At 67.3% G+C, this 1,144-nt stretch carries 1 pseudogene; it reads left to right on the forward strand.

Features of this window, described 5'->3' with window-relative positions:
- Positions 1-1,144 (forward strand): annotated as a pseudogene (locus tag HMPREF3086_RS02790) (IS1380 family transposase); the annotation flags it as partial.

The following is a 1,144-nucleotide window of genomic DNA, read 5'->3' on the forward strand; positions in this document are numbered from 1 at the left end:
CGAGCTGTCAGGGGCCATGGCTCGCCGACAGTTTATCCCGATCCACGACCGCGGCCGTGTGCTGATCGATACCGCGGTGATGCTCGCCGATGGCGGCGAGTCCATCTCCGACATCGACGTCCTGCGCCACCAGTCCGGCGCCCTGGGCCCGGTCGCCTCGGCCCCGACGGTGTGGCGCACACTCGATGAGGTCACTGCCGGCAAGCGCAAGAAGATCCAGGTGGCGCGAGCCCGCACGCGGCGGCATGTGTGGTCCCACCTGCCCGGCGGAGTACCCGCATCGGCGTGTGCGGGGCGGGATCTGGGATCGACGGTCGTGCTCGATGTGGATGCCACCATCGTGGTCACGCACAGCGAGAAGGAACATGCAGCTCCGACATATAAGCGCACGTTCGGGTACCACCCGATCGGCGTGTGGTGCGACAACACAGAAGAGTTCCTCGCCGCGAGCCTGCGCCCGGGCAACGCCGGGTCAAACACCGCTGCCGACCACATCGACGTCCTGGGCCAAGCAATCGCGCAGATCCCCGCGAGTCATCGGCGTGATCTGCTGATCCGCTCCGACGGCGCCGGCGCCTCCCACGACCTGCTGGAGTGGATCACCGAACAGAACCGCATCCGCGGTCGACAGGTGGAGTACTCGGTCGGATTCTCCATCACCGCCCCGATTCGCCGAGCCATCGCGACCTGCCCCGAAGCCGCGTGGGGACCAGCGCTCAACCCCAACGGGGACATCCGCGACGGGGCCGACATCGCGGAGCTGACCGGGTTCCTCGCTCCCGGGATGCTCACCAAGTGGCCAGACGGGATGCGGGTCATCGTCCGCCGCGAACGACCCCACCCCGGCGCCCAGTTGTCGATGTTCGAGGAGATCGATGGATGGCGCTACCAGGCGTTTGCCACCAACACCACCACCGGGCAACTGCAGTTTCTTGAAGCACGGCATCGGGCGCACGCCCGGGTAGAGGACCGGATCCGTCACGCCAAGGACACCGGTCTTGGCCGTCTGCCCTCACGCGAGTTCGCGCTCAATCAGGCTTGGCTGGTGGCGGTGATGCTCGCCGCAGATCTGGTGGCGTGGACTCGGATGCTGGCCTGTACCGGCGAGGCTGCGGTTCTGGCCTTGTGCGAGCCCAAAGCGCTG

This window comes from Dietzia sp. HMSC21D01, from assembly GCF_001815995.1.
Taxonomy (GTDB): domain Bacteria; phylum Actinomycetota; class Actinomycetes; order Mycobacteriales; family Mycobacteriaceae; genus Dietzia; species Dietzia cinnamea.